At 55.6% G+C, this 4,645-nt stretch carries 7 protein-coding genes; 5 read left to right on the top strand and 2 right to left on the bottom strand.

All coding sequences use genetic code 11. The annotated features are described in order from the left end of the window. Positions 1-215: 215 nt before the first annotated feature. Positions 216-593 carry a HesB/IscA family protein gene (locus tag ACOCD2_RS12855; RefSeq protein ID WP_293648175.1) on the top strand — a complete coding sequence of 126 codons (378 nt, stop codon included), beginning with the start codon at positions 216-218 and terminating at the stop codon, positions 591-593. Between the two features lie 124 nt (positions 594-717). On the opposite strand, the gene hemJ is transcribed toward ACOCD2_RS12855, so the two are convergent. Beyond that, complete coding sequence (gene hemJ, locus ACOCD2_RS12850; RefSeq protein ID WP_293648190.1) at positions 718-1,152, bottom strand: protoporphyrinogen oxidase HemJ; 435 nt, start codon at positions 1,150-1,152, stop codon at positions 718-720. Positions 1,153-1,167: 15 nt separating this feature from the next. Then, positions 1,168-1,806 carry a DUF4126 domain-containing protein gene (locus ACOCD2_RS12845; protein WP_293648178.1) on the bottom strand — a complete coding sequence of 213 codons (639 nt, stop codon included), beginning with the start codon at positions 1,804-1,806 and terminating at the stop codon, positions 1,168-1,170. 77 nt (positions 1,807-1,883) lie between these two features. Between ACOCD2_RS12845 and argC the strand changes: the two genes are divergently transcribed. From argC to ACOCD2_RS12825, 4 genes are read left to right on the top strand one after another with little or no spacing between them, the layout of a single operon-like run. After that, positions 1,884-2,912, top strand: a complete 1,029-nt coding sequence (gene argC, locus ACOCD2_RS12840; protein WP_293648193.1) for an N-acetyl-gamma-glutamyl-phosphate reductase — start codon at positions 1,884-1,886, stop codon at positions 2,910-2,912. Further along, on the top strand, positions 2,909-3,664 hold the full coding sequence (locus ACOCD2_RS12835) for a DUF6776 family protein (RefSeq protein ID WP_293648181.1): 756 nt from the start codon (positions 2,909-2,911) through the stop codon (positions 3,662-3,664). Before argC ends, ACOCD2_RS12835 begins: the two co-directional genes overlap by 4 nt. Further along, positions 3,661-4,080 carry a bactofilin family protein gene (locus ACOCD2_RS12830; protein WP_293648184.1) on the top strand — a complete coding sequence of 140 codons (420 nt, stop codon included), beginning with the start codon at positions 3,661-3,663 and terminating at the stop codon, positions 4,078-4,080. The genes ACOCD2_RS12835 and ACOCD2_RS12830 overlap by 4 nt, the downstream gene beginning before the upstream one ends. 41 nt (positions 4,081-4,121) lie before the next feature. After that, positions 4,122-4,583 (top strand): ankyrin repeat domain-containing protein, encoded by a 462-nt coding sequence (locus tag ACOCD2_RS12825; protein ID WP_293672770.1) that lies wholly within the window; start codon positions 4,122-4,124, stop codon positions 4,581-4,583. Positions 4,584-4,645 lie beyond the last annotated feature (62 nt).

Here is a 4,645-nt window from a genome sequence, read left to right as displayed (position 1 = left end):
ATCATAATTGTACCATCCTGCACCGGATTTCTCATCGTCTTTTTTCGGTTTTTCAATTGAATTTCAATGACTTGGCATTTATAGACGGGAACTAATTAAACTCTAATATTCGCGAATAGTGATGATTCCTGCAGAAGCTGCATGGAAGGATGCGTAGTTTACATGATAGAATCTTGTGCTAAGTACATTTTGAAAACAGAATACAGGTGATATCCATGACAGCGAATGTTAACCAACTCAGTGATGAGGATCTGACCCTTACCGAGACTGCACAACAGAAAATGCAGGAACTGGCGGGGCAGGTTGAAGAGAACATCGAAGGTGTTCGTGTATATGCCACGCCCGGTGGCTGCAGCGGCGTCAATTTTGGCATGACCTTTACCGATCAGCTCAGCGGTGAAGACAACGTGCGCGAATATGACGGTTTCAAGCTGATCGTCGATAACGGCACCATGGGTTACCTCAAAGGTGTGGAAATCGATTTTGTTGCCAATGACGGTGAAGATGCCCGTTTCGTGTTCAACAACCTGCAGCCTGTTGGCGGCAGCGGTTGCGGTACCTGCGGTTCCAACACCGGCGGTGGTTGCGGCTAAACCTGCTGCAACACTGTTGAAAAAGTGAAAAAGGCGCTGCGGCGCCTTTTTTATTGCCTGCGCACCACGCTCCACGAAGGTTGGGTTTCAGCCCGACAGCCTCCTGCAAACGGGGCGTGCCCAGTCAAAAGGGTTTGAACACGGCCAGCAGCACGATAGCCACCAGCAGGAGCAGGGGGAGTTCGTTGAACCAGCGGTACCAGGTATGGGAATGGCGGTTCTTTCCGTCGCGGAAATCTTTCACCAGTTTGCCGCACCAGAAATGGTAGACCACCAGAAGGGCCACCAGCAACAGTTTGATATGGAGCCACATCATGCTGCTGTAGGCTTCCCAGGCGCCGGCGATCAGCATCCAGGTGCCGAAAACCACCGTCAGAATCATCCATGGTGTAACGAAATAATAGAGCTTGCGTTCCATGACCTTGAATTTTTCATCCAGAACAGGCTCGTCCAGAGACATGGCATGGTGCACGAACAGGCGCGGCAGGTAGAAAAGACCCGCGAACCAGCTCACCATGAAAATCAGATGCAGGGCTTTGAGCCAGGGCCAGGGTGATATGATGCTTCATCTCCGTCAGTCGGTATTTTCAGTAGTTTCAGTGGGCTGTGGTTTTCTGAACCAACTGAATACAGTTTTTCCGGCGGCCTTGAGCAATCGCCAGGTCTTGGGCACCAGCCAGATGGCCAACAGTATAAAGAGTATCAGCAGTAACACAAACAGCCAGGGGTAGTTGAGTGCGGTCCACAAGCCGCCGACCACGGCCGCATCTTCCGTGACCGAAGCTGTCCAGTTGGTCACCGGCTCCGGGGACGTGTTGATCAGCGCCCGGGTACTGGCCTTGCTCACGTGGCTGGTGGTGGCCAGGCCGCCGCCAAGGATCAGTCCGATCAGTTCTCCCACCGCTCCCATGTCCAGTCCCTGAGCGGCGCCTGCCGCCATCAGCGCTCCCGCCGGGATGCGGATGAAAGTGTGTATGGCATCCCAGAGGCTGTCCAGCCCCGGTACTTTGTCTGCGAAGAATTCCACCACGAACATCAGGCCTGCCGCGCCCATGACCAAGGGGTTGCTCAGTATATCCAGGCTGGGGGGCAGATCGGCCTGGCCACTGGCGCCCATCCAGCCGAGCACCAGCACGGCCGCGTACAGGTTCAGCCCCGAGGCCCAGCCCGCGCCGAGCATCAGCGCAATGGATTGTATGGTTTGTGACTCCATGATCGTGCGGAAGAAACCCTATGCTGTTCCCGTGTGTTGTAGAATATGACATTTCGTCACACGCATTGGAAGAGGAAATGGTCAAGGTCGGTATCGTTGGAGGAACAGGTTACACCGGGGTCGATCTGCTGCGCCTGCTGGTGCGCCATCCCGGCGTCGAGCTGAAGGTGATCACCTCCCGCTCGGAAGCAGGCAGGGCCGTGGCTGACATGTATCCCAATCTGCGCGGTTATACTGACCTGTGCTTTACGGTGCCGGATGCAGCGGCACTGAAATCCTGTGATCTGGTGTTTTTTGCCACTCCTAACGGTATTGCCATGCAGCAGGTCCCGGCGTTGCTGGAAGCAGGTGTGCGGGTAATCGATCTGGCAGCGGACTTCCGCATCAAGGACATCGCCGTGTGGGAGCAATGGTACGGCATGGAGCACGCCTGTCCCGACCTGGTGAAGGAAGCCGTTTACGGCTTGCCGGAGCTGTTTCGGGATGACATCAGCAGGGCCCGTCTGGTCGCCAATCCGGGGTGTTATCCTACCGCGGCTACGCTTGGATTTCTGCCCTTGCTGAAGACGGGGAAGGCCAATCTGAGTGCGCTGGTGGCGGACTGCAAGTCCGGCGTCAGTGGCGCCGGCCGGGGCGCCAACACGGCCATGCTCATGGCGGAAACCGGTGAGAGCTTCAAGGCTTATGCGGTGGCGGGGCACAGGCATCAGCCGGAAATCAGCCAGAACCTGTCCCTTGCCCTGAAACAGGATGTGGGGCTGACCTTCGTGCCCCATCTGCTGCCCATGATCCGCGGTATCCATGCCACCCTGTATGTGCAGGTGGACGGCGAAGTGGACCTGCAGAAGCTGTACGAGGACGCCTATGCCGGCGAACCCTTCGTTGACGTGATGCCGGCGGGTTCCCATCCGGAAACGCGCTCCGTCAGGGGAGGGAATATGTGCCGTATCGCACTGCATCGTCCCGCAAATGGCGATATGGTGGTTGTTCTTTCGGTCATAGACAATCTGGTGAAAGGCGCTGCAGGACAGGCGGTACAGAATATGAATCTGATGTTCGGCATGGACGAGGAAGAAGGGCTGGGGATCGTGGGACTGTTGCCTTGAAGCCGGTTACGACAACGAAGGTCAGGGACAAGCGCATCCGCTCACCACGCATCGTGCATCATCATGACAGGCGTGGCTACTGGCAGGTGCTGCTGTTGCTGGTGTTGCTGGGCGCAATCGGCTGGCAGGCTTATTCCTGGGGCGTGCGACAGGGCGGCTACGATCAGGAACACAGCACCCGTGAGATTGCTGCGTTGCAAACCGCTCTGCGGGAGCAGCAGGCAGAAGCGCGCGACCTGGAAGCGGCTTCCATCCGCTACCGAAGACAGGCGGAAATCGAGCAGCAGGCCAGCCGGGAACTGCAGCAGCAACTGATCGCCGTCGAAAATGAAAAGGCGGCGCTGCAGTCTGAAATGGAAACGCTGCGCAGTCTGGTATCGAACAACAATGGCAGTTTGTATATAAAGAATTTCAAGCTGCAGCCTGCAGAAGGCGAAAACAGGTTCAAATATGATTTCACCATCGTGCAGGTCATGGAAAAGGTGGAAATCACCAAGGGCAAGCTTGTGATGAAAGTGTCAGGCAAGCTCAATGGAAAGAAGAAGCGGCTCGACCGCACCGAATTCTCTGATGACGATGAGAAAGCGGTAAAGCTGGAGTTTTCCAATTTCCAGGATGTACACGGTGAAATGCAGTTTCCTGAAGGTTTCGAGCCGGAGTCCGTCCTGATCGAGTTCCTGCCACGCAACAAGGAGCTGAAAAAAATGAGCAAAACCTTCTCCTGGTCAGGCTATATACAGGGTAACAAATGATGGCGCGTGTAAAGAAGCTGAAACTTCCCCCTATTGTCACGGTGATCGGCGCTGATACCACGGTCAGTGGCAACGTGAAATTCACTTCCGGCATGCATGTCGACGGGCTGGTGAAAGGCAACGTCACCGGTGTTCCCGACACCAATTCCTCGCTGGTGGTGAGCACCAGCGGACGTGTGGAAGGGGATGTAAAAGTGGACAATCTCATTCTCGATGGCATCATCATCGGCGACGTGTTTGCCTGCAACCGGGTGGAACTGGCATCCGGCGCGCAGGTGACCGGCAATCTGCACTATAAGTTGCTCGAAATGGCCATGGGTGCCCAGGTCAACGGTCAGCTGATTCACACAGATGACATGAGTGAAAAATGCACAGCAAAAGGCAAGACTGACCAGGAGCCCCCAGAAACTGCGTAATGTCATTGAGGCAGCCGGCAGACTGATGCAACCATGCTGTCATGCGGTGGCTTTTCTATCTCACTCTCTTTTCCCTTCCCCTGATTGTTTTTCTGACCGGCAATAGCGAGAAGCAGCTTTGTGTCGTACCTCCCCTGGTGACAGCGGCAGAAAAGGGAGACCTGGCTGCTGTCGAACAGCTTCTCGATGAATCCGGCACGCCCGACCTGAGGGACAGCTGTGACTGGACGCCGCTGATGAAAGCGGCGCTGAACGGTCATGTGGACATCGTCCGGCGTCTCATTGCAGAAGGTGCTGAGATTGATGCCCAGGACAAGGGTGGTTACACAGCCCTGATGCTTGCCGCCTCCAACAATCATGTGAAAATCGTCGAATTGCTCATTGCCGCCGGAGCGGATGTCGATCACCGGGAACACACACGGGGGTGGTCGGCGCTGGAGTGGGCGGGAAAACAGGGGCATGAGGAAATGGTTATGCTCCTCAGAGCACAGGGTGCAGACTGATTGTTGCGCATCCTTGAACAGAGAAATATTTCCCGATTTATAAAATGACCAGCCGGGTATGC

Origin of the sequence: Thiolapillus sp. (assembly GCF_048562965.1) — a bacterium.
GTDB lineage: Bacteria > Pseudomonadota > Gammaproteobacteria > Chromatiales > Chromatiaceae > Thiolapillus > Thiolapillus brandeum_A.
Note: the sequence above shows the minus strand (reverse complement) of the source record. Positions and strands in the feature narration are given on the sequence as shown.

What these genes read in the sequence shown, in the direction of transcription:
- ACOCD2_RS12855 (WP_293648175.1), top strand. Translation starts at nt 216, where the DNA reads ATGACAGCGAATGTTAACCAACTCAGTGATGAGGATCTGACCCTTACC.
- ACOCD2_RS12845 (WP_293648178.1), bottom strand. Translation starts at nt 1,806, where the DNA reads ATGGAGTCACAAACCATACAATCCATTGCGCTGATGCTCGGCGCGGGC.
- argC (WP_293648193.1), top strand. Translation starts at nt 1,884, where the DNA reads ATGGTCAAGGTCGGTATCGTTGGAGGAACAGGTTACACCGGGGTCGAT.
- ACOCD2_RS12830 (WP_293648184.1), top strand. Translation starts at nt 3,661, where the DNA reads ATGATGGCGCGTGTAAAGAAGCTGAAACTTCCCCCTATTGTCACGGTG.
- ACOCD2_RS12825 (WP_293672770.1), top strand. Translation starts at nt 4,122, where the DNA reads ATGCGGTGGCTTTTCTATCTCACTCTCTTTTCCCTTCCCCTGATTGTT.